The following is a 21878-nucleotide window of genomic DNA, read 5'->3' as shown; positions in this document are numbered from 1 at the left end:
GGGGGATCAATTTTGAACTTGAAAGGACTAATTGGAATAACAATTTTAGGATTGGCACTTATATTGTCGGCTTGTGAGGCGAACGAAGGAGCAAAGAATGCAGCGCATGAAAATGCCTCCCACACTGAAACAACTGTAAGTGACGAATCCAAGGAACAAGGAAAAATTTATGACAAGGATGGTAATGTCATTGAAGGGTTATTGGCTTCTAAAAAGGATGAAAATAAAACAAAGAATGGGGTTTCTGAACAAGACACACCTTATATAGATGATTTCGAAGAGGAACCTCCCTTCAAATTTTTGCCGAAAAATGGGAAAATTGTGAAAGTCGCTTCCACGAAAGTAAACCAAATATTCATTTCGAAAACCCATGACTTTTACAACAAGACACTTGGTTATAAGAATGACAAGTCAATTAATGTGGAAAAACAAACGTCGAAGGTAAAAAACATCATTTCGAAAATTGAAAGTTTGCAAACGGAAGCAATTGACTTTAAGCGTGCAAGTGCATTGGCACAAATCTACCTCAAAAATAATGACAAAAAGGCATTGATTTATCTTCATCGAATTTTCCACGACCTGGATATAGCTATTAACGGTTTTGAAGCCAAGAAGGTCTGGGGATTCACCTATACTTTTCAAAAAGAAGACACGGATATAATTGGTCGATATATTGAGAATAACGATGGCGTATAAATAGGTCTTCCACTTGAACCAATACCGGTTGGGGGATGGAAAATCAGCAATTGCATTAAAAAAATAACTATAAAAGCTTTCATCGGTTCTTCTATCTTCCTATTTTTACTTTTTCCCAACTTCCATATTTTCAGGACTTCCTTCAAATTACGCCAATTTGTTTTTTTCGCGGATTATACGATTTATCTTATGGTTTATCGCCTCTGAAGAGATATCCAGGGCAATAGCCAACTCTTTGAATAAAATATTCTGTATGTCTATCAGCAGATTTTTATCGTTTTCATATAACTTTTTCCCTGCCTTTTCTGCTTTATACTTTTTCAGTATTAGCGTAATGGCTATTTTAGCGATTTCTTCCCGATTTCCGGTTTTCAGCGCTTCTGAATAAACGCGGGTTCGCTGTTGCGGTTTATCGATCCACTCAATACCATCGAAATTGAATAATGCTATAATTTCATTTGCTTCTTTTTTATCAATTAATTTAAACAGCTTCATTTTGCTGTTATCCACAGGGACGTTAATCGTTAAATCCTGATCGTTTTCAATAGGATGTAACGTATAGTATGTTCTCGTAATGCCGGCAAATGTCTTTTCAGAGATATCATCCACTCGACAGATACCATGGCCTGAATAGATGATTAAATCATTAATGTTTAGCATTGTACTAACTCCCTTAATGGATATTGTCAAATAGGTTGACTAACACTATTGTACTCTTCCGTAACCCAATTTGTCAATTAAGTTGACATCGACTGGTGAGTTTTGTATATTAAAAACCAGTTATTATGATGGGGGCGAGAAAATTGGATTCTAATATTGATTTACTGGACCTGATAAGTGAACGGCATCTTCTTCTCCGAAAAAAGTCAGTGAGCCTGTGGAATGAAAGCAGTGACATTTATATATCCAATTCAGAGTGGTTTATTTTGGCAAGAATCTATCAGAAAGGGGAGACTACGATTTCGTATGTTACCAAGCATGTTGACATTACCCGGCAGGCAACCCATAAATTCATCAAACGTTTAGAGGAAAAAGGGTTGGTTGAAACGAAAAAACTGAAGTACAACAAGAAGGTAAAAGGAATCCAGTTAACAGAGCTGGGTAAAGAATGTTATGAAAAAAACGAATCCTTGAAGGCTGACCTGGAAGAGAAGATTGCCAATACAATAGGTGCTGAACAAATAAATCGGCTGAAAGGAATTTTAAAAGCTGATTGGGGCTTGTAGGGAGTAAGCTATTTCCTTAAAGGCTGCTATGAAATAAAATAAGGAAGAACACAAAATCTTGTATTCTTCCTTACATACTAATTTCTTTAGATGCTTTTTGCTTCAAATCCCATCTTATTAATTCTGTTAATGATCTCAGAAGTGCCTGTTATATTATTATTGAACGTTACGCTTCCATTTTCAGTTTTTAAATTAACTTTTACTTCGCTTACCCCATCCATTTTTGATAGTACTCTCTCTATTTTTGCAGGACAATCTGGACAATGCATGCCTTTTACATCTAAGTACATTTTTTCATTCATATAGCTAATCACCCCCTTTATTCATGCGTCTAATTATTTTTAATTGAACTAACTAACTTTTATGAACGGTTTAGTACAAATATATTGCTTTCTGTTTACCGCATTTTACAGTTTTCGGCATTCCTCAGACGGGATGAAAGGATCATGCCAAATTTATGCACTCCTAACATTAATGCTCCTGCCATTATTTGGTCATATTTTGTGTTGAAAGGTGAGGGGAGCAAATTGGGAGAGTCAGTTTGAGTGGGTGTGCAAAGTTGTGCTGTGATCTGGTTAAGAAAGGGGTTTTGCGTTCCATCAATCAGTGCACTAACTATAAATATAGTACATGCCGGCATTAAAAGAAGCCCGCTTAGAAATATATAACGTTTCTTGTGCTTATTGTAGAATCTCTGATTTGGATCAGGTGAAACAATTGGCCACCACAAAATAAAGGAGAGTATGAACAATGCCAGTAAAAATCCATTCTGCATGAAAGGATTTTGAGAGAAAACTCTCAATACAAACGGTAAATGGTAAATTAAAAATAATAGGGAAAACAAAAATAAAGCTAGTTTAGGTGTTAAAAATAATTTACCTGTTTTTATGATCAATGGAATTTTAAGCAGTTGTTTAAACAATTGACCGGGAATTCCTGCCAAAATTAAAGGTGGGATAATAAAATAAAGGATACTCAACTGTAACATATGCAGACTAAATGAAAGATGGCTGATAGCTGATAAAGGACTTCCTATTATTAGATACAATAGACATAAGGCCAGAAAAAAGAGAAAGGGTTGTTTTGTATAAAGTCTTATAGACGATAAATATTTCAGTAAATAGGAATATGTAACTGCAATACCTGCAAGAAACACGGACAACGGAAAATCCCACTCCATTTGCCCCCAAAGCAAAAATTCAAATGTCATGAAATCACCCTTCATGATGTTTCTTCCCCGCCGCTAATGTCACCTTACTGTATAATATATGTTTAAGTTTGTTAAATAATTATAATAAAGATTTCTTCACATATATCTTTTTTAACATTTAGTGAACATTAACTTATTTAGCATCGACTTCACATATTCTTCACATAAAATCCATTGATTAGTTCCCATAATACTGGTACATTCTTGTTAAAAGTTGTTTTACTTTGTTAAAAATAATCAATTGGGTAAGGGGACATTAAAAATATGCTGCCAATTGAACGACAAAATCGGATTAAAGAATTAATTTTGGATAAGCATAACATGAAAATTTCGGAGCTGAGCAAAGAAATCGGTGTTTCTGAAATGACCATTCACCGGGATTTAAAACCTTTAATTGATGAAGGAATGGTTATAAAAACGTTTGGTGGAGTTACACTGGCAACCAAGAATACTAGTAAAAATACTGTTTCTGAAGTGTGTGTGTTTTGCAGTCGTAAAGTAAATGAACGGTTGGCATATCGTATTTTTTTGTCAAATAACAAAATTGAAGTAGCTTGTTGTGCGCACTGTGGCCTTCTTCGTACACGTCATTTAGGTGATCAAGTAGTTCAGTCAATTTGTCCGGACTTTCTTAGGCAAACAACGATAAGCGCGCCCTTAGCCTGGTATGTGATGGATACATCTATTCAAATGGGCTGTTGTCATCCCCAGGTTTTGACGTTCGAGTGGAAGGAACATGCAGATAAATTCGTTAAAGGCTTCGGCGGCAATGTTTACAGCTATAGTGAAGCAATGGAAGTTATTTTCCAAAAGATGAACGGAAATGAACAATGTTGCGGAAAACATCATTAAGTGAGGAGAGAAAGGATGATAATATATGAAGCGTTTGCACATTTTGGTGGTCGTTCTAACCCTTTTTCTAGTAGCTTGTGGTGAAGAAATTGACACAAATATGTCCAGAGAAGTGGAGGACTTTTCGTTTACAACGCAAGATAAAGAAACATTATCCTTAGAAGAATTAAAAGGAAAATGGTGGGTAGCAGATTTTATATTTACAAACTGTACAACTGTCTGTCTGCCAATGACATCGAATATGTCCAAACTTCAAGGTAAAATGAAAGAAGAAAATCTGGATGCCCAACTTGTTTCATTCAGTGTTGATCCTAAACATGATACACCAGAGGTTTTAAAAGAATATGCGGCCAGTTATCAGGCTGATTCAAGTAATTGGGCTTTTCTGACCGGATATGATTTCCAAACCATAAAAGAGTTGTCGATAAAGTCCTTTCAATCTCTCTTGGAAAAACCGCCAGAAGGTTCAGATCAGGTGACACATGGTACCAGTTTCTTTTTAGTAAATCCAGAAGGAAAAGTTATTAAACGATATAGTGGAGTTGATTCTAAATCAATAGATGAAATAGTTAAAGACCTCAAGATAGTACTGGAATAGTTAAATATTTAAAGAACGGAGGATCTAAAAAATGAAAAAGATATTTCTATTCATGCCGGTTCTACTAATGACTGTATTAGCCGCATGTGGTAATGGGGAAGAAAATGATGAAGAACAGGCAATGGAAGAAATAAAATCGCTTAATGTTGAATTTCAAGACCCTGAGAAAGCTGAAACAGGTGAAACAGTGGAATTGAAGGCAATCGTTACTTACGGTGATGAAAAGGTGAAAGATGCAACGGAAATGAAATTCGAATACTGGAAACAAGGAAACAAAGAAAATAGTACGATGGTCGAATCCAATAATAATGGAGATGGTACATATACTGCTGAAGTAACTTTTGATACCGATGGAGTTTATGAGATGTTTGCCCATACAACAGCTAAAACTGTTCATACCATGCCGAAAAAATCCATTACGGTTGGTGACGGTGCCAACACTTCTCAGGAAAAATCTGGTGAAGCGTCGGGGAACCATGGGCACAGTGATAGTGCTGAAGGATTTGGAATGCATTTTATGAAGCCGGAAGATGTCAAAGCGAATCAGGAGACGGATCTTATTGTTCATCTGCAAATGGACAATGAGCCTATGGAAAATGCCAATGTTAGTTATGAAGTTATTTATGACAGTAATTCAGAAAAACATGAATGGGTTGAAACGGAAGAAGCTGAACCAGGCGAATACACTGGTACCTATTCATTTGAGGAAGCAGGCAATTATACAATAACCATCCACGTTAAAAATGACGAGGGTCTGCATGAACATAAGGAATTTAATGTTGAAGTGGGACAATAGAGAATTGAAGCCATAATCCTCGCAGGTGTTGGAGAGCCAACATTCTGTGAGGATTTTTTATTACGAATTAGCCCGGCAACCCATTTTATGGTAAAATAAATAATTATTATTTTCGAAATAGACAGAAAAGGGAGGCGCAAGCAAATGCCTGAACAGGATTCCATAAACATTACAGGTGTAAAAGAAATAGCTGAAAAGAAGCTTGCAGGATTTCGAGTCGTTGCTCAAAGCATGGAGGAGTTTGGTCAGGAAATACCAAAGGCTTCCTTGGCTTTAGTGGACCGCAAGAATGAAATCAAGCAGCTTGTCCAACCTGTAAAGTTAATAGGTGCATTTAAAGCAGCGGAGACATCTGAAGCTGAAGACGGGTACTGGGTTTGTTTTGAGGTGAATGATTTTGAGGATGTCCCGGAAGATATGGTTACATTCATTGTCCCCGCTCAAAAATATGCAGTATTAAATTTCAGGGGCCATGCCTCAGAAATAGTTGGTGTATATTCGCACTTGCACCAATGGATTGAAGAGAATGACTATAAACGATCGCCGGTAAACTGGACACTGGAGATTTACTCAAAATGGACAGAAAATGAAGACAACGTTGATCTATGCGACCCAATTGAATAATTTGGTTTACTCGCAAATGATTTAAATTAACGTTTGTGAGTATTTTTTTGAAGAGAAGCGGCAAAATTTTATGAAAACTATAAAAATCAGGCATCCGGTTATGTTAGAGTAAGGAAAATAGTGTTTATGGGGGCAGCGAGTTGGATAGAGAAAAGTATCTTAAAATTTTTGGGGTTTTTGTTGCTGTGGTATTGGTCATCAGTCTGGTAATGAATTTTAAATTATTATCCGGATTGAACCAGCTGGAAAATCAAGTAAGTTCAATTTCCAGCAATCAGCATAATATCACTAGAAGTGTGAGCAATGAAACGAATCATATCCAAAGTGTATTAAATGACATGAAAAAAGAGCAGAGCTGGATAAGTGACATAAAGATGAACGTTGATTCGGAAGAGTTGGAAGATGGCGAGGCGGCAGCAACTTTTGAATGGCAGGTAAAGGAGTTTCAAAAGGATTCTGAAGTTGTTTTTAATTATGCTTATGGGAACAGTGAGGATTTCACAGCAATTCCGGCAAAGGAACTGGAGCAAGGACTGTTTCAGGCAGAAGTCCCTTTTGAGGTCGAAATGGGGCCGCAATGGGAAGTTATGGTGACAGATCCTGATTCAAAGCCACCCCAAGGTACAAGTAAACAGGAGATAGAGGAAAAACATCGGCAGCAAACACTCAAGTACTTTGTATCCGTCTCTAATGATGACAAGCTCAGGAGTGGAGAGATTCAAACTCAATACCTGGGGAAACTTGGAACCGAACGTTATGGCACTATACACAGTGACGTCCATCTGCGTGAGAAAAACGTTAGCGTTACAGTAAATAATCATAATATAAAAGAATTATCCAACGTTGTGGAAGAAGCTTATCTTCTGAAATATGAGAATGAAAAGTTGATAGAGGAAGAAAAAATGAAATTGGGTGATGAGCAGAATTCACCTGATCATCAATCCCGTTTGTTCCATCTGGATCAGTTAGAGCAATATGAAGATATGCGCTTGGTCGTGAAGGTAGTTTATAGCAATGGAGAAACTTTTGAGAAGGAAGTTTATTAAATTAAAGATGTTTGTCAATTTATAAACGTTTTAGAAGAATTCAACGTTAATGACCGTTCACTGGATATCCGCATTCTTAACTGATTTTTAACAAAAAATTTACTGCAATTCATTTGTAAAAATGCCTATAACATGGTATTTTTAACAAATGAGTAAGTATGTAATCTGCACGTAAGGAATGGGGATTTTTTTGTGGTTCCTTTCAAAAGTGCAGCACAAAAATATTTATATAAAGTGGAGGTACGTAACATGAAAATAATTGTAGCCGGAGGGGATGGCTTTTGTGGCTGGCCGACTGCTCTTTATTTGTCTAAACAGGGACATGATGTAGCCATTATTGATAATATGATCAGAAGAAAATGGGATAATGAATTGCACTCCAACTCCATTACGCCAATTGCAACACTTGAAGAACGAGTTGCAAAGTGGAAAGAGCTGACAGGTAAAGAAATTCGTACATATGATGGCGATTTAAATCATTATGACTTTTTGCGTGAGGTTTTGAAAAAAGAACAGCCTGATGCTTTTGCGCATTTTGCTGAGCAGCGTTCTGCACCGTATTCAATGATTGACCGGGAGCATACTGTATTTACGCAGGTTAATAATGTAGCAGGTACATTAAATGTTCTTTATGGCATCAAAGAAATTGTTCCTGATTGCCATTTGATTAAATTGGGAACAATGGGTGAATATGGTACACCGAATATTCCGATTGAAGAAGGGTATATTGAAATAGAGCATAAGGGCAGAAAAGATGTTCTTCCATATCCTAAACAACCGGGTTCTTTCTATCATCTGTCGAAAGTTCATGATAGTCATAACATTATGTTTGCGTGTAAAATCTGGGGAATCCGAGCAACTGATCTAAACCAGGGAGTTGTTTACGGACTGGACACTGAAGAAACAGAAATGGATCCAGTATTGACCAATCGTCTTGATTACGACGGTGTATTCGGGACTGCTTTGAACCGTTTTATTATTCAATCCTCGATTGGACATGATCTGACAGTATATGGAAAAGGCGGTCAAACACGTGGTTTCCTGAATATTAAAGATACTGTTCGCTGTATTGAGATTGCTGCTGAAAATCCCGCTGACATAGGGGAATTCCGTGTATTCAACCAGTTTACAGAAGAATTCTCGGTACAGGATTTGGCTAATAAAGTACAAAAGGTTGCCAATGAAGAAGGACTTGAAACGAATGTTGCGCACCTTGATAATCCAAGAGTGGAACTGGAAGAGCATTATTTCCATGCTGAGAACACAAAACTTCGGGACCTTGGTCTTGAACCACACCTGCTGAATGATGATGTGATTCGGGAAATTCTCAAAACAGTTGTGAACCATAAAGATCGCGTTATTAAAGAAAACGTATTGCCGCAAGTATCCTGGAAGTAGTCAAACAAGGAAGTGTCACCATTGAAAATTGCAATCGTAACTGAAACTTTCGTGCCGTCAACGGATGGTGTAGTTACCAGATTAAAATACTGTATACGTTATTTCTTAAACGAAGGCCATGATGTTCGTGTTATTGCACCGGACCTTGGGGTATATGAATTTGAGGGAGCGGAAATAAAGGGAATACCGGCTCGGACGCTCCCTTTATACCGTTCCAAAAAATTCGCCCTTCCAAGCAGGAAAGTCAAGGGAATACTTAAAGCGTATGACCCTGACATTGTTCATGTCGTAAATCCGGGCTTTGTCGGTTTGTCTGGAGTTAATTATGCGAAAAAACTTGGATACCCGCTGCTTGCTTCATTTCATACACAAGTGCCGAAATATGCCGATTATTATAATCTGCCTATGTTCAAAGGATTATTATGGTGGTATTTTCGCAAGCTTCATAATAAAGCAGATTTAAATCTGTGTACATCTGAGGCGGTAAAGAAAGAATTGCAGGAGCAGAGCTTTTATAATGTTCATGTCTGGAAACGTGGTGTAGACACTGAACTATTTCACCCTGATAAATATAATAAGCATATGCGGGAGAAGCTAACAAATGGACATCCGGAGAAGAGGCTTTTACTTTACGTAGGAAGGCTGGCTCCGGAAAAAGAAATCGAAAAAATCAAATCGGTATTGGAAGCTTCGGATGAATTTGTATTGGCTATTGTTGGGGACGGACCGCACCGACATGTTCTGGAAAAGCATTTTCAGGGAACGAATACGGTGTTTACCGGTTTTATGCATGGTGAGGAACTAGCGGCGGTTTATGCTTCATCAGATGTTTTTGTATTCCCGTCAACTACGGAAACACTGGGACTGGTAATTTCTGAAGCGATGGCCTCTGGGCTTCCCCTGGTTGCAGCAGAAAGCGGTCCAACCAACGAACAAGTCGAGGATAATTATACCGGATTGCTTTACGATTCGGACAAGCCAGATGATTTTAAAGAAACAGTTCTTCGCTTTTCTGATGAAACGTTAAGGAAACGTTTGGCAAAGGCTGCCCATAAAGAGATTTCAGATATTGGCTGGGATGGTCAGTCGAAGCAGGTACTTGACTACTATAAAGAATTAGCCGGTGTAGAAGAACAGAAATTGGAAGAACAAAACTAACTATACTTTCACTGATTTGAACGAAGGAGTTCCATGAAGAAGCAAAAACGTAAGAGCGGACCATTTCAATTCATGCAGTTTAGTGTCATTGGCTTTGCTAATGCTGCAATAGATATTGGAACATTAAATTTATTACTTTTATTATTTCATACAGATGAGCGGGCAATGCTCCTGCTGTATAATACGATTGCTTATACTCTGGCCGTCGCCAACAGCTACTTTTGGAATGCAAGCATTACATTTAAAAAGTCGGCTGAGAGCAGTAACCGGCAGCGGATCCTGTTTATTGTACAAGGCGTGGTGAGTCTTGGTATAAACAATCTGGTATTTATATCTGCCAACACCTTGATGGAAGTCATTGGTATTCCGAATTGGCTTCGTTATAATGTGGCAAAGGGTCTGGCAATGTTCCTGTCATTTGTTGCAAGCTTTTTTATGGTCAAATATTTTGTGTTCAGAGATTTTGGGAAAAATAAGAACGTAAAAAACTGAATCGGTAGAGACAAAGGAAAAAGCATATCAATTCGCTGGTATGCTTTTTCCTTTTATATGTCGTACTTTAAACCTGTTGGAGATTTGGATATTTAATCCGTGAAAAAAGCTTCTTTTGGAGGCGGATATCGACATACTGTTTCTGTAAATGAACGCTCTTATTGTTTTGGCTTTCCCGGGGGATAATAATATGGTGGAACTTTGATCCAGCCGCGTTTACGCATTAATACTTTTAATTCCGCACCGAACACGGCCTTTTCTGCTAAAAATTCCATAAACATGAGCCCCATATCACTTCGTATTGATTGTGCGGCCGTTGTTGCACACATGCTGGTGGAATATGCTGTTTTTACTGAAACACCATTTGCAATTTCTTCGTCAGTCAGCTTTACGCCCAAAGGAACATCGTTGGGGTTTGAATCCGGTTTATCTTCCGGCATTGGCGGTAATTGAATTCCCTCTTTTAACATAAAGTTTTCCAGCCGTTTTGCTTGTGAACCACATTGTTTTTTGCTTTTATCCAATACATGTTTAAGTTCATCATCTGATGTAATGTTCAATCCTGCCTGCATGTATATTTTTGCTTCATGTATCGTTGTTAAATAGAGCCAGCAATAGTAGACCTCACCAACATGCAATGGAGACTTTGGCTCATTATCCACTATTGTCTTCATTACTTTCATGGCAGCTTCAAACGGATTTGTAATTTCTTTCACCCCCTGATAACAGGTACTATACTTTTATCTTGTCCAATGTATATCACGTCATACTGAGTGACCTGATTAATCCTGCTAATATTTTCTAATAAACTAGTAAAAAAGGACTAGAAAATTTTAGAAATGAGTATATAATATAACTAGAACATTTAAAAATTTACTAAAATTATAGATTAAAAAAATAAATTTTACATAACATTAATAAATTTTAAGGAAGGAGGAGGCTGCTTGAGTTTTGATAAATCCTTATTTTTTAATCATGTATTAATGAATGGGATTCAAGAAATGGTATTTATTATTAAAGTGGACGAGTACAATAATTTTTACTATGATTTCTTGAATAATGCTGTTTTGGAACGGACTATTTTAACAGAGGAAGTTCTTGGAAAGTCCATTCAGGAAGTGAATCCAAAAGTAACTGCTGATTTTTTGACTGAAAAATATCTGGAAGCAATCAAAACACAAAAAAGTATAACGTATGAAGATTATTATGAATCTCCCGACGGTATTAAATACTCGGAAACAACGTTAACACCTATCAGTGAAGGTGATGACTCATGCGCACATATCGTTGCGCTGGTAAAAGATATCACGCAACGGAAGCTGAATGAATTTGAAATTCAAACGTCAAAAGACTCCATTTACAGAAATAAGCAGAGATATCGATCATTATATGAGTACAATCTGGATGCTATCCTGTCACTTGATTTGAGCGGAAAAATTACCAATGGAAACAATGCAGTTGAATCCGTTTTTGGTTACAAAGCTGAGATGCTTACGAATAGTCCATTTACGGATTTGATCATACCTGAGGACGTCAATCAGGCACAAAAAAGTCTGTATGAGGTGATCAAGGGTGAACCAATCGAGCGTCAATTAAAAGTGCTTCATCAGTCACGGGAAGCGATTGAGGTAATCGTAAAGTTGACACCGATTATTGTAAATGGCGATATTGTTGGTATTTTTGGCATTTTTAAAGATATTAACGAACGAATTCAGTTGGGCAAAAAAGTCAGGGAGAGTGAAGATCATTTCCGGATTATTGCAGAGAACTCAAACGATCTGATAACTATGATTGACAATAAGGGTGAAATCGTTTATGTTTCCCCATCATATAAAGAAGTTCTGGGCTATCGGCAAAGCAACTATGTAAGCAAACCATTTCTGCATAATGTTCATTCGGATGATCATGAAAGACTGAAGGAATCGTTCAAGAAATCAATTCACGATCGGACAACATGGAAGGAACAATTTCAGCAGAAACATGGAAATGGGACCTATATCTGGTCTGAGTTACATGGTTCACCGGTTTACGATGAAACAGGAAAATTTACACATATGGTTGTCGTTTCAAGGAATATTACGACCAGAAAAGATTATGAAAAGCGGCTTCAGCATATGGCATACCACGATGTATTAACCGGATTGCCAAATCGTCGTTCTTTTATGAATCAATTAACACAGTGCCTCGACGAAATAACGGGAACGAACCAGCGACTTGCAATCATAATGATGGATTTGGACCGATTTAAACTGATTAATGATCGGATGGGGCATGCTATCGGTGATCAGGTCATACGTGAATTTGGCAAACGGATCTGTGGAATCATTCGTGACGGTGACATCCTTGCGAGATTGGGCGGCGATGAGTTTACGCTGCTTTTGCCTGATATTGGTTCTGTTAAAAATGTGATTGAAGTAGTCGACCGCATTATTACAGTAATGAATGAATGCTGGCGGTTGGAAGGTTATGAGTTTCAGACAACGACGAGTTTGGGAATTGCGATTTCATCATCTTATACGCCTGAATCAGCAGATACGTTACTGAAGTATGCTGACAAAGGGCTTTATAAAACAAAAAAAGCGGGCCGAAATAATTACAGAATATATGATTTCATGAAACGTATATATGTGAAGTAGTAGCAGGAGAAGCTTAACCAGGTAAAATGGTTAAGCTTTTTTGTATATTATATGCCTAAATAAAGAATCCTACAGATAACTGTTCATATACTCAGGAGGAACCTGTATGCAGAAAATTATAGAATATATAAAAAAAGGAAACGTATCTTCAGGCATTGCTGCACTTGGAAATACATTTTTAGCTGTCATTAAGGGCGTTGCCGCTTATTTCAGCGGGAGTGGATCGATGTTTGCAACAGCTATGCACTCCATGGCAGATGCAATTAACCAGGGCTTTGTCTTTTTTGGAAGTGTACTTTCGGAACTGCCCCCGTCTGAAAGGTTTCCAACCGGTTTTGGAAGGGTAATCAATATCTTTTGTATGGTGGCAGTAATCGTAGTAAGCATTATGGCATATGAAACGATAAAAGAGGGATGGCATCTGTTTCAGCACCCGTCAGATTCCGGAAATATTTGGCTGAATGTGGGTGTTTTAGTTGCAGCATTTTTAATTGATGGATTTATTTTAATTAAAGCGATGAAGGAAATTAATAAAGAAGCTGATGCAGAGGGAGAAGGATTTATTCTTACTTCTGCCTTTAAAAATGCCGGTAAAGCATCACCAGCTACACGTCTTGTATTTTATGAGGATCTAGTGGCTACATCCAGTGCCGTATTTGCCATGGCAGGGGTATTACTGGCACAAACTTTTGGAGTCCTGAAAGCCGACGGGATATTCACAATGATAATTGGGGTATTGATGTTTTTAGTAGCCTTTCGTGTAGGCTATGATAATATGATTGGTTTAATCGGTGTTTCCGCTCCTTCAGACGTGGAGAAGGAGATTTCGAAAAAGCTGCTTAAGGATGATTCTGTTGTTGATATTTATCGGTTAAGAACGGTCCAGGAAGGTCGGACATATCATGTGGAAAGCACGCTTGAACTTAAAAAAGGTCTGTCATTGGGTGAAGCGGACGATATTAAATTTCGATTGAGTGATGAATTATTACGCCTTCCTGAAGTATCGGATGTTGTACTAGGAATAATTGAAGATAATGGTGACGAGGGAAGCTGGAAGTCGAAAAAGGATAATAAGCGCGACTAAACAATCTGAAAAAAATGGAATCTGTAATACCCTTGAGTGAATGACAAAGAATAGCTGGTAAACAGGTGCATGCCGTTTATATGGTTATGAGAGCCCGAACGAAGCATAAATTCCGGAGAACGGTCACTCATCAAGGCTAGGAAGGAGAAAACAAATTCAAAATGCTTGTGAAATAATTTTCATCTGTTTCTCGGGACACATACAGTTATAATAAATGGCATGAGAAATCGTTGTGTTATTTATTATTCCAAAAAAATCTATAATACTGTAATAGCCAATCATTTTTACAGAGGTAGTTCCCCCAACTATCATCCAGTTCCGAGCGTACGAGCAGCAATATGCTTGATACCATGAAGAAAATAATAAGCCGATAATCTTGCAAATCATATGAATTTACTGCAATATATGGGTAGCATCAAAGGAAAGAAGGTAGATGTAACTGATTGCAATCCGCTGGGCCGTTTTTGTTGTGGGGCTTATTTTTTTTAGTTTTGGAATTTCCGTAACGATTAATGTGCAGCACCTGGGTATTCACCCGTGGGATGTCCTGAATGTAGGTCTTTTTGAGATATTCGGATTTACAATCGGTACATGGAATATCGTTTGCGGGTTTACCCTAATCGTGGTTTCATGGATATTGGATAAAAGCTATATAAAGCTTGGCACTTTTTTAAATGCATTTTTAGTAGGAGTATTTGTCGATCTTTTCTTATGGTTGGATTTTTTACCTGAAGCAAGTCATACCTGGACAGATGGTATCATGATGATTATCGGTATCGTCCTTATGGGGTTCGGCGGTGGCGTATATAATGCAGCACGAGTCGGCTCAGGGCCGCGCGATGGGTTTATGCTGTCGATTTCCGATAAATTGGGTGCTCCGATTGGCAGGGTTCGGATTATAACAGAGAGTTCTGTGCTGGTAATCGGATTGATCCTTGGTGGACCTGTTTTTATTTTCACGTTCATTTTTACATTCATCCAAAGTCCAATATTCCAATATGTTTTTCATCGCATTGACAGAATAATTAATCAAATTGAAGCAAAAAAACACATTCCTTCACCACGAGCGCGTGAACATGGATAAAAAAAGAGAATTGGCTATTTCGCCAATTCCCAACTTTTATCTATCTTTAATTCTATTTGAGACGTATCCCTGTCAACATCAAAATTGATCATAACCTCTTGCATAAAAAACCAGCCAAAAATAAGTACGATTAACGTCAATGCAATAACCAGCAAGACGACTTTTCTACTACTCACAGCGGTCTCCCCTCCATTATCCCTTTATCCCTGGTATTAGCTTAGCAAAACCGCCAATGCCTGTAAATAAAACAGTAAAGATAGACATATATTTATCATATTTGGTACGAGTGAAAATTAATTCAACGGTTTAATCAGCCTTGACATATCATAATTAGCTAGGTCGATATCAAGCTCTTCATCCAACGCGAGGTTAGCCAGTTGTTTTCCGACGTACGGTCCTGTTGTCAGGCCAGAGGAGCCGAGTCCATTGGCCAAAAGCAGCCCATCAAATCCTGGAAGTTTACCAATTACCGGGACAGATTCTGGTGTCATCGGCCGAAAACCGACGCGCGTTTCGATTATGCTGGCATCTTCAAGTGCAGGAGCTGTTTCGATTGCATTGGAAAGAATAAACTTCAGTCCGCCGGCGGTGACGCGATTGTCAAACCCGACATGATTTTCATGTGTCGCACCAACGACGATCCGGTCATGAAAACTAAGCATATATTGATTAATAGGCGGCTTAACAACCGGCCAGTTTTCCGGTGTCACACCGGGCATTCTTAAGTGGACAATCTGTGCTCGTTGGGCTCTGACATCAAATTGCATATCAAGAGGTTTGAGCAGTTGGCTTGTCCACGCACCGGTTGCCGCTATTACCTGATCTGCTTTTATTTTTTCACCATTAATGGAAACACCGGTTATCTGCGTCCCTTCAAACAGCAGCCGTGCATTGCCCTGGGTTATTTTTGTGCCGTGCTTAACTGCTGCTCGTAACAGGGCATTTCGCAATGCGCGTCCATCAACACGGGCGGCTCCGCTTATGTGAAGAGCTGCATATTTATCGGAAAGAAGCGGAAACATTTCTTTTGACTGTTTCTGGTCAAGCAGTGTGATTTCACCAATTTCCGGTGCATCCTCACGGCGTTTAATGGCATGTTCTTTCATAGCGATTAGTTTTTCATCATCAGTTTGGAGATTGATTGCTCCTACGCGTGCATACCCGGTATCTGTTTCACCATCGCCAGCCAACTCCTGAATCAGGTCCTGATAGATGCGGGCACCGCCTTTGGCAAGTTTATACCATGCCTGGTTCCGGCGTTTGGAAAGCCAGGGAGCAACAATGCCTGCCGCAGCATCGGTAGCCTGACCGCTGTCCTGACGATCTGCTATGATAACCTTTGTACCGGACTTGGCAAGGTAATAAGCTGTTGAAGCACCAAGTATCCCCGAACCGATAACGATAATTTTTTTCATGGAAAAATCCTTTCTCTTCAATCTTCATATAATATAGGATGAAATTATGAAAAAATAAAGGAATATGACTATTATAAACAGAATTAAACTGAGGAAAGGAGTCAGAATACATATGAACGAGAACATTGTGGCTAAAATATTATTTAATATTGGGGTAGCAGAAATAGCCGTTGGGATTATAACCGGTTTAATTCTGGGAAATCAGGATCCGTACAGTGTTATGAATTGGTCATTATTCCTGGCATGGGCTATTGGCGGATTCATAGGTGGTATGCTGTTAATTGGATTTTCTGAGGTAATCAGGCTGCTTCATACAATAAATCAAAAAATCTCACCGGTGAAAAGTGATGAAATCCTTAATAAGCCATCCAATGAGACCGGTATTGCTGACAAATCCGTATCATGGGTGCTGGATGATGCGGATAAGGAAAAAATTAGGAAAGCTTATCAAAATGAAACGATCGTTGAAATGATTCCTTCACCAATGGAAGGATATTGTTTGGTTGAACTCAAGGGAAGTCAGGGATACTATGTGAAAGTAGTGGACATTGCAGGTTTTGGTGCTGAGGAAATACAGGATCCCGAAATCAAACATAAAATTATCAAATGGTATAATGATAAGGATAACTAATCCACGGAATTTTTTTCACTTAAAGCCTTGGCAAAAAAATGTATATAGATTTTGATATACTTGGGAGCAGTACACAAATAGTGAGGAGTGTCTTTTTGGCTAAAGGAAATCATCGTTCAAAAATGGGCTGGTTTGGCTGGTCTGTTATAAGCGTTATTCTCGTTACAGTTTTAGGGTCTTTTTTATTCTTTTTTAATATATTCAATTTGGATATTACGTCTTTGTTCAATGGGGACCAGGCCAGTGAGACTAATGAGGAACCAATAAGTGAAGAGACGCGTGAAAAGGTGAAGAAAGTCCAGCAAACAGTTGGGAAGGAGCATACAGATGTTGGTCAGTTTGTTTCGAAAATGCATGATTTTTATAACGAAACGACCGGATATGGCGGCATTGCTGCACTTGATTGGGATAAGCAGCAAAAACAGGCTGATAAAGTTTTGAACGCGTTGAAGGAAAATATTCCCAACGTTAAAAATGAGAAACTGACAATGGATCTGGAACGGATTCAGGAACTGGCAAATGCTGCTCAAAAAGAGAAAAAAACGGAACATGTACGATACCTTCATCGTATGTTTCACGACTTGGATATCGCTTTGAATAACTATAAAGCATATGATAAAATTTGGAATGTTACCGAAACACTAAAAACATCAAATTAGTACCCATATTTCGACCAATTATGATAATCTGATAAGTGGGTAAAACAGACATCGCTTTAAAGGAGAAATGAACATGGATAAGACATTAATTTTCGGTCATAAGAATCCAGACACAGATACAATCTGTTCTGCGTTGGCATATGCAGACTTGAAGAAGAAGCTTGGTGTTAATGCTGAGCCTGCTAGACTGGGGTCTGTCAGCAAGGAAACACAATTTGCATTGGATTATTTCGAAGTAGAGGCTCCAAAGCATATTGAAAAAGCAGAGGGAGACGTTATTTTAGTCGACCATAACGAATTCCAGCAAAGTGTGGACAATATCAGTGATGTTCGAATTACGGAAGTGATTGACCACCACCGTGTATCAAATTTTGAAACGAAAGAACCGTTATATTTCCGTGCTGAGCCAGTTGGCTGTACAGCAACGATTCTTAATAAAATGTATAAAGAAAACGGTGAAACAGTATCTAAAGAGATCGCCGGCCTGTTGCTGTCAGCGATTATTTCAGATTCCCTGCTGTTAAAATCACCAACCTGTACACCTGAAGATGTCGATGCAGCATATGAATTGGCTGATATCGCCGGTGTAACCCTTGAAGAATATGGATTTGAAATGCTGCAGGCAGGTGCAGATTTGAGTGATAAGTCAGTACATGATCTGATCACAATGGATGCAAAAGAATTTTCCATGGGTGATGCTAAAGTGGAAATTGCCCAGGTAAATGCAGTGGACACTAGTAAGATCTATCAGCATCAAGCTGATTTGGAAACAGAGATTGCTCAAATTATTAAAGATAAAGACCTTGAGCTGTTCCTGTTCGTTGTTACTGATATTTTAAACAACGATTCAGAGGTTCTGGCATTGGGTGAAGCAAAGGGTAATGTTGAAAAAGCGTTTGATGTAACGCTGGATGACAACAACCGTGCATTGCTGAAAGGCGTTGTATCACGTAAAAAACAAATCGTAACGAATTTGACTGAGCAATTTACGAGTAAAGTGAAATAAATATTATTTCTAAAAATACCACGGTTGATGGGCTGTGGGATAGATAGAAATAAACTATACAAAGAAAGCCAGGCAAAAAAGTCCTGCATGACTCATAAATCGTGCAGGACTTTTTTCTTTACTCAGATTAGCCATTAACTGCTTTGGGCTTCGTCTGAGGCAGCTTCATCGTCTTTTTTAAAGAAGATTTTATAAACCCCAATTGTTAATAATGGAATGGCAAATACTGCGATCATTGCATATGCCATAGCAGTATAACCTGTTGAAATCAGGTCAATGATCCCTACTTGAGAGAGAATCATAGCTAATACCAGTGTTCCGATAGCGATTAACCCTCTATGCTTACCTTCAAGTGAATTATTTGAATGTTCCTGTATTTGTGCTTCCATACGGTCAACAAATGCATGAATCATTCCGGAAGCAGTTTCGACTAAGGTCCAGCCAACAACAATACCAAAGATAACAACGACAGCAGTCGGGAATTCCTGAAGCATTACAAGCCATGGAACAGATGCTCCAAACACCTCTTCTGACGGATAGAATCCCATCAGAGCGAAGTAAGTCAAGAACCATGGAACTGTCATCAGAACACCGGCGATGATACCGGAGATAACTGATTCCTTGCGTGATTTTTGACGCTTAACAGCAAATAATGCGGCAGGGAATACAGCCAGGTTGTACCCAACATATAAAATTCCTGTCCATAATACTGCAAATATAGAGACATTTCCAGGCATATAGCTTGTGTTCCCTGAAGATAATACTTCAACAGCATCATCCCAGGTAGTTCCAATAACTAATCCGGCAAACAATACATAACCAAGCATTAGAGCGATGGTACCGAATGTTTTAAAGCGTTCGATAAGTCCCTTTCCATAGAAGTTCAGAATACCAACAATAACGGTTATCAGAATAACGCCAACCCAATAATTGAATCCAAGTGTACTGCTCAGAATCTCACCGGTTGCTGAGGCCATGATGGCGATAATTAATATGGCGAGTAACAAGTATACGATATCAAATAAAAACCAGTATTTACCTATTAGTTCTTTGAGTAACTTGCGGTATTCAAATGCCTGGTATTTACGGGCCAGTTCGAACATCAGAATAGCCATGACGGTAAATCCAAGTAAAATACCGATACCACCAAGCCATCCCATGGCACCATATTTAGCACCATATTGGACAATTTCTCTCCCTGTAGCATATCCACCCCCTATCAGCGTTGATTGAATAATGATTGCGGGAACCATATATCTCCCAAATGCTCCCTCAAAAAAGTTCTTCATGAAACCTGCCCCTTTCTAAATATATTTATAATTAGGAGATCACAAAGTAAATACTTCTTCATCCACAGTAAATGTGTCCAAAGCGTCATTATCAATTTCGTATCCTATTCCAGGCTCGCCTGGAACAGTAATAACTCCATTCTCAGCAACGACTTCAGGAGTTATAATATCTTTTTCCCAATAGCGCGATGACCCGGCTGTATCACCAGGCAATACAAATTGTGGCAGGGTAGTCAATGCGATATTGTGGGCCCGGCCAATTCCGGATTCCAGCATCCCGCCGCACCAGACGTCAATACCATTTTGCTTACAAACATCGTGTATTCTTTTCGCTTCAGAAAGACCACCGACCCTGCCAATCTTGATATTTATGATTTTACAGCTTTGTAACTGAATTGCTTTTTGCGTATCACTCAGTGAATGAATACTTTCATCCAGACAAATTGGTGTGTTCATTGCTGCCTGCAGTTTGGAGTGATCAACAATATCATCGTGTGCCAATGGCTGTTCGATCATCAGCAGATCCAATTCATCGAGTTTCTGTAATTGGCTGATGTCTTTTAGCGTATAGGCCGAGTTGGCATCTGCCATCACCGGAATATCCGGGAAGTTCTTCTTCACTTCGGCAAGTACATCATAGTCCCAGCCAGGTTTGATTTTTATTTTGATTCGCTTATATCCGGCTTTTACATTTTCTTGAACTTTTTGCAAAAGATCATCAATACTTGGCTGGATGCCTAGACTGATTCCAACATCAATTTGTTTTTTAGTCCCACCAAGCACCTCGGCAAGCGGTATATTTTTTTGCTTGGCATAGAGGTCCCAGATTGCACCTTCCAACGCAGACTTTGCCATGTTGTTTCGTTTGATTGGTTTAAATAATTCCAATACATCATCTGGATGGTTTAATATGTTTTCCTTTAATAACGGTATTAAAAAGTCCGTTATAACATGGTGAGTTGTCTTAACTGTTTCCTCACTGTACCAGGGAATTGTAAACGCAACAGATTCACCAAACCCGTGATTCCCGTCTCCATCAATCGCCTCGGTTACAAAAAATTCTTTTTCCTGCATTGTCCCAAAACTGGTTGTGAAGGGGGATTTGAGCATCATTTTCAATTTGCGCAGTTTAATTTGTTTAATAGGAATTGTCATCGCAGTAACCTCCAGTAATACGACATATTTATTTTATTTACAAAAATAATAATAACTTATTTGTTTCGAATCATCGCGCAAAAGATCTGTTGCTGTATATCCATTTTTAAATAAGATTTCAAATACCTCACTTGATTGTTGCTTCCATTTTTTGGCTAAATCAAAATCCTGCTTCTTAATTGTCTGGAAGCTGCTTGGAATGGCAACAAACCAATTGTCATTTGCTGGATTAAAGGTATCCATTTTCGTAAAAGGGATACCGCTTTCATTAACATCAAGTAAAAGTTTGCTATTATCCAGCGGTATGTTTTGCGGAGTTTTCTGTTCGTCGATGTACCATTCAATTTGAATACGATCTGTTGGCAGTCCCTGATTCAACCCGTCATTCATGGATCCATAATGATTCTTTTTGTAACTGGCCCCAATTGCGCCAAGCTTATGCAAATTCAGGTAGGCATTAAGACTTTCAAGCGGATCAAATGTCCATGTAATCAAGGAATAGCCTATTTTACTTGCGGTTTCTGCCTGCTTTAATTTCATGCGTTTACCGAGTCCGCCTTTACGGTAATCCGGTAAAATTCCAAGCATGTGTGAGCAAAGATATGATTTCTTTCCGTCAAATCCTGCAAAACTGTATAAAAAGCCAATCATTTTATCGTTATCAAATGCTCCCAATATGACGCCACCATTTTTTAAGGCGGTATATGTCTGATGAACCGCATTAGGGGGCATCTGCCATACCGCTTCTTCCACCTGTTGCATTTCACGTAACTCTTCCATAGTTGTAAGCTGACGTATTTCAACATTTTTTGTCATGGTGCAG

General features: G+C 38.6%; 25 protein-coding genes. 16 read left to right on the top strand and 9 right to left on the bottom strand.

What is annotated here, in order from left to right; all coding sequences use genetic code 11:
- Nucleotides 1-12 precede the first annotated feature (12 nt).
- Nucleotides 13-696 (top strand): hypothetical protein, encoded by a 684-nt coding sequence (locus tag G6R02_RS14295; RefSeq protein ID WP_164669905.1) that lies wholly within the window; start codon nt 13-15, stop codon nt 694-696.
- 147 nt (nt 697-843) lie between these two features.
- Here the strand turns inward: G6R02_RS14295 and G6R02_RS14290 are convergent, their stop codons facing one another.
- The gene (locus G6R02_RS14290) at nt 844-1356 is read right to left on the bottom strand and encodes a CarD family transcriptional regulator (protein ID WP_164669904.1); all 513 of its coding nucleotides are present in this window, start codon (nt 1354-1356) and stop codon (nt 844-846) included.
- Nucleotides 1357-1481: 125 nt separating this feature from the next.
- Here G6R02_RS14290 and G6R02_RS14285 point away from each other — a divergent pair, with 125 nt between their 5' ends.
- Nucleotides 1482-1922: a MarR family winged helix-turn-helix transcriptional regulator gene (locus G6R02_RS14285; RefSeq protein WP_164669903.1), complete on the top strand. Its 441-nt coding sequence runs from the start codon at nt 1482-1484 to the stop codon at nt 1920-1922.
- An 86-nt stretch (nt 1923-2008) separates the two neighbouring features.
- On the opposite strand, the gene G6R02_RS14280 is transcribed toward G6R02_RS14285, so the two are convergent.
- Together G6R02_RS14280 and G6R02_RS14275 are read right to left on the bottom strand one after the other, a co-directional pair.
- The gene (locus G6R02_RS14280) at nt 2009-2224 is read right to left on the bottom strand and encodes a heavy-metal-associated domain-containing protein (RefSeq protein ID WP_164669901.1); all 216 of its coding nucleotides are present in this window, start codon (nt 2222-2224) and stop codon (nt 2009-2011) included.
- 95 nt (nt 2225-2319) lie between these two features.
- Complete coding sequence (locus tag G6R02_RS14275; protein ID WP_246202573.1) at nt 2320-3147, bottom strand: cytochrome c oxidase assembly protein; 828 nt, start codon at nt 3145-3147, stop codon at nt 2320-2322.
- Nucleotides 3148-3396: 249 nt separating this feature from the next.
- Here G6R02_RS14275 and G6R02_RS14270 point away from each other — a divergent pair, with 249 nt between their 5' ends.
- From G6R02_RS14270 to G6R02_RS14235, 8 genes are all read left to right on the top strand, one after another.
- Nucleotides 3397-3984 carry a DeoR family transcriptional regulator gene (locus G6R02_RS14270; protein WP_205520150.1) on the top strand — a complete coding sequence of 196 codons (588 nt, stop codon included), beginning with the start codon at nt 3397-3399 and terminating at the stop codon, nt 3982-3984.
- A 25-nt stretch (nt 3985-4009) separates the two neighbouring features.
- Nucleotides 4010-4582 (top strand): SCO family protein, encoded by a 573-nt coding sequence (locus G6R02_RS14265; protein ID WP_164669900.1) that lies wholly within the window; start codon nt 4010-4012, stop codon nt 4580-4582.
- A gap of 31 nt (nt 4583-4613) precedes the next feature.
- Nucleotides 4614-5378 (top strand): FixH family protein, encoded by a 765-nt coding sequence (locus tag G6R02_RS14260; protein WP_164669898.1) that lies wholly within the window; start codon nt 4614-4616, stop codon nt 5376-5378.
- A gap of 144 nt (nt 5379-5522) precedes the next feature.
- Nucleotides 5523-6002 carry a GyrI-like domain-containing protein gene (locus G6R02_RS14255; RefSeq protein WP_164669896.1) on the top strand — a complete coding sequence of 160 codons (480 nt, stop codon included), beginning with the start codon at nt 5523-5525 and terminating at the stop codon, nt 6000-6002.
- Between the two features lie 140 nt (nt 6003-6142).
- Entirely contained in the window at nt 6143-7048 is a 906-nt protein-coding gene (locus tag G6R02_RS14250) for a hypothetical protein (protein WP_164669894.1), read from the top strand.
- Between the two features lie 249 nt (nt 7049-7297).
- Nucleotides 7298-8446 (top strand): NAD-dependent epimerase/dehydratase family protein, encoded by a 1149-nt coding sequence (locus tag G6R02_RS14245; RefSeq protein WP_164669892.1) that lies wholly within the window; start codon nt 7298-7300, stop codon nt 8444-8446.
- A gap of 12 nt (nt 8447-8458) precedes the next feature.
- Nucleotides 8459-9604, top strand: coding sequence for a glycosyltransferase family 4 protein (locus G6R02_RS14240; protein ID WP_425509045.1), 1146 nt, complete (start codon nt 8459-8461; stop codon nt 9602-9604).
- 33 nt (nt 9605-9637) lie between these two features.
- A complete protein-coding gene (locus tag G6R02_RS14235; RefSeq protein ID WP_164669889.1) occupies nt 9638-10096 on the top strand; it encodes a GtrA family protein in 459 nt (152 codons plus the stop codon).
- Nucleotides 10097-10254: 158 nt separating this feature from the next.
- Here G6R02_RS14235 and G6R02_RS14230 read toward each other — a convergent pair whose 3' ends face one another.
- Nucleotides 10255-10812: a DUF3231 family protein gene (locus tag G6R02_RS14230; protein WP_343032923.1), complete on the bottom strand. Its 558-nt coding sequence runs from the start codon at nt 10810-10812 to the stop codon at nt 10255-10257.
- A 228-nt stretch (nt 10813-11040) separates the two neighbouring features.
- Here G6R02_RS14230 and G6R02_RS14225 point away from each other — a divergent pair, with 228 nt between their 5' ends.
- The 3 genes from G6R02_RS14225 to G6R02_RS14215 all read left to right on the top strand — a co-directional run bounded on the left by G6R02_RS14225 (nt 11041) and on the right by G6R02_RS14215 (nt 14900).
- Nucleotides 11041-12732, top strand: coding sequence for a sensor domain-containing protein (locus G6R02_RS14225; RefSeq protein WP_164669887.1), 1692 nt, complete (start codon nt 11041-11043; stop codon nt 12730-12732).
- A 106-nt stretch (nt 12733-12838) separates the two neighbouring features.
- Nucleotides 12839-13816, top strand: coding sequence for a cation diffusion facilitator family transporter (locus G6R02_RS14220; RefSeq protein ID WP_164669885.1), 978 nt, complete (start codon nt 12839-12841; stop codon nt 13814-13816).
- A 439-nt stretch (nt 13817-14255) separates the two neighbouring features.
- Nucleotides 14256-14900: a DUF6198 family protein gene (locus G6R02_RS14215; RefSeq protein WP_164670427.1), complete on the top strand. Its 645-nt coding sequence runs from the start codon at nt 14256-14258 to the stop codon at nt 14898-14900.
- 14 nt (nt 14901-14914) lie between these two features.
- Here the strand turns inward: G6R02_RS14215 and G6R02_RS14210 are convergent, their stop codons facing one another.
- Nucleotides 14915-15076, bottom strand: a complete 162-nt coding sequence (locus G6R02_RS14210; protein WP_164669883.1) for a hypothetical protein — start codon at nt 15074-15076, stop codon at nt 14915-14917.
- A gap of 117 nt (nt 15077-15193) precedes the next feature.
- Nucleotides 15194-16315, bottom strand: coding sequence for an NAD(P)/FAD-dependent oxidoreductase (locus tag G6R02_RS14205; RefSeq protein WP_164669882.1), 1122 nt, complete (start codon nt 16313-16315; stop codon nt 15194-15196).
- 112 nt (nt 16316-16427) lie between these two features.
- Between G6R02_RS14205 and G6R02_RS14200 the strand changes: the two genes are divergently transcribed.
- The 3 genes from G6R02_RS14200 to G6R02_RS14190 all read left to right on the top strand — a co-directional run bounded on the left by G6R02_RS14200 (nt 16428) and on the right by G6R02_RS14190 (nt 18611).
- On the top strand, nt 16428-16946 hold the full coding sequence (locus tag G6R02_RS14200) for a hypothetical protein (RefSeq protein ID WP_164669881.1): 519 nt from the start codon (nt 16428-16430) through the stop codon (nt 16944-16946).
- A 95-nt stretch (nt 16947-17041) separates the two neighbouring features.
- Nucleotides 17042-17605, top strand: coding sequence for a hypothetical protein (locus tag G6R02_RS14195; protein ID WP_246202571.1), 564 nt, complete (start codon nt 17042-17044; stop codon nt 17603-17605).
- Between the two features lie 73 nt (nt 17606-17678).
- On the top strand, nt 17679-18611 hold the full coding sequence (locus G6R02_RS14190) for a manganese-dependent inorganic pyrophosphatase (protein WP_164669880.1): 933 nt from the start codon (nt 17679-17681) through the stop codon (nt 18609-18611).
- 134 nt (nt 18612-18745) lie between these two features.
- Here the strand turns inward: G6R02_RS14190 and G6R02_RS14185 are convergent, their stop codons facing one another.
- Genes G6R02_RS14185 through G6R02_RS14175 form a run of 3 tightly spaced genes read right to left on the bottom strand, consistent with a single transcriptional unit; the run spans nt 18746 to nt 21871 of the window.
- Nucleotides 18746-19900, bottom strand: coding sequence for a YkvI family membrane protein (locus G6R02_RS14185; protein WP_164669879.1), 1155 nt, complete (start codon nt 19898-19900; stop codon nt 18746-18748).
- Between the two features lie 39 nt (nt 19901-19939).
- A complete protein-coding gene (gene menC / locus G6R02_RS14180; protein ID WP_205520148.1) occupies nt 19940-21055 on the bottom strand; it encodes an o-succinylbenzoate synthase in 1116 nt (371 codons plus the stop codon).
- A 33-nt stretch (nt 21056-21088) separates the two neighbouring features.
- Nucleotides 21089-21871, bottom strand: coding sequence for a GNAT family N-acetyltransferase (locus G6R02_RS14175; RefSeq protein ID WP_164669878.1), 783 nt, complete (start codon nt 21869-21871; stop codon nt 21089-21091).
- Nucleotides 21872-21878 lie beyond the last annotated feature (7 nt).

It is taken from the genome of Virgibacillus doumboii (assembly GCF_902806455.1).
GTDB classification, from domain to species: Bacteria; Bacillota; Bacilli; order Bacillales; family Amphibacillaceae; genus Lentibacillus; species Lentibacillus doumboii.
The sequence above is the reverse complement of the archived record's forward strand: the minus strand, read 5'-3'. Positions and strand labels throughout refer to the sequence as shown.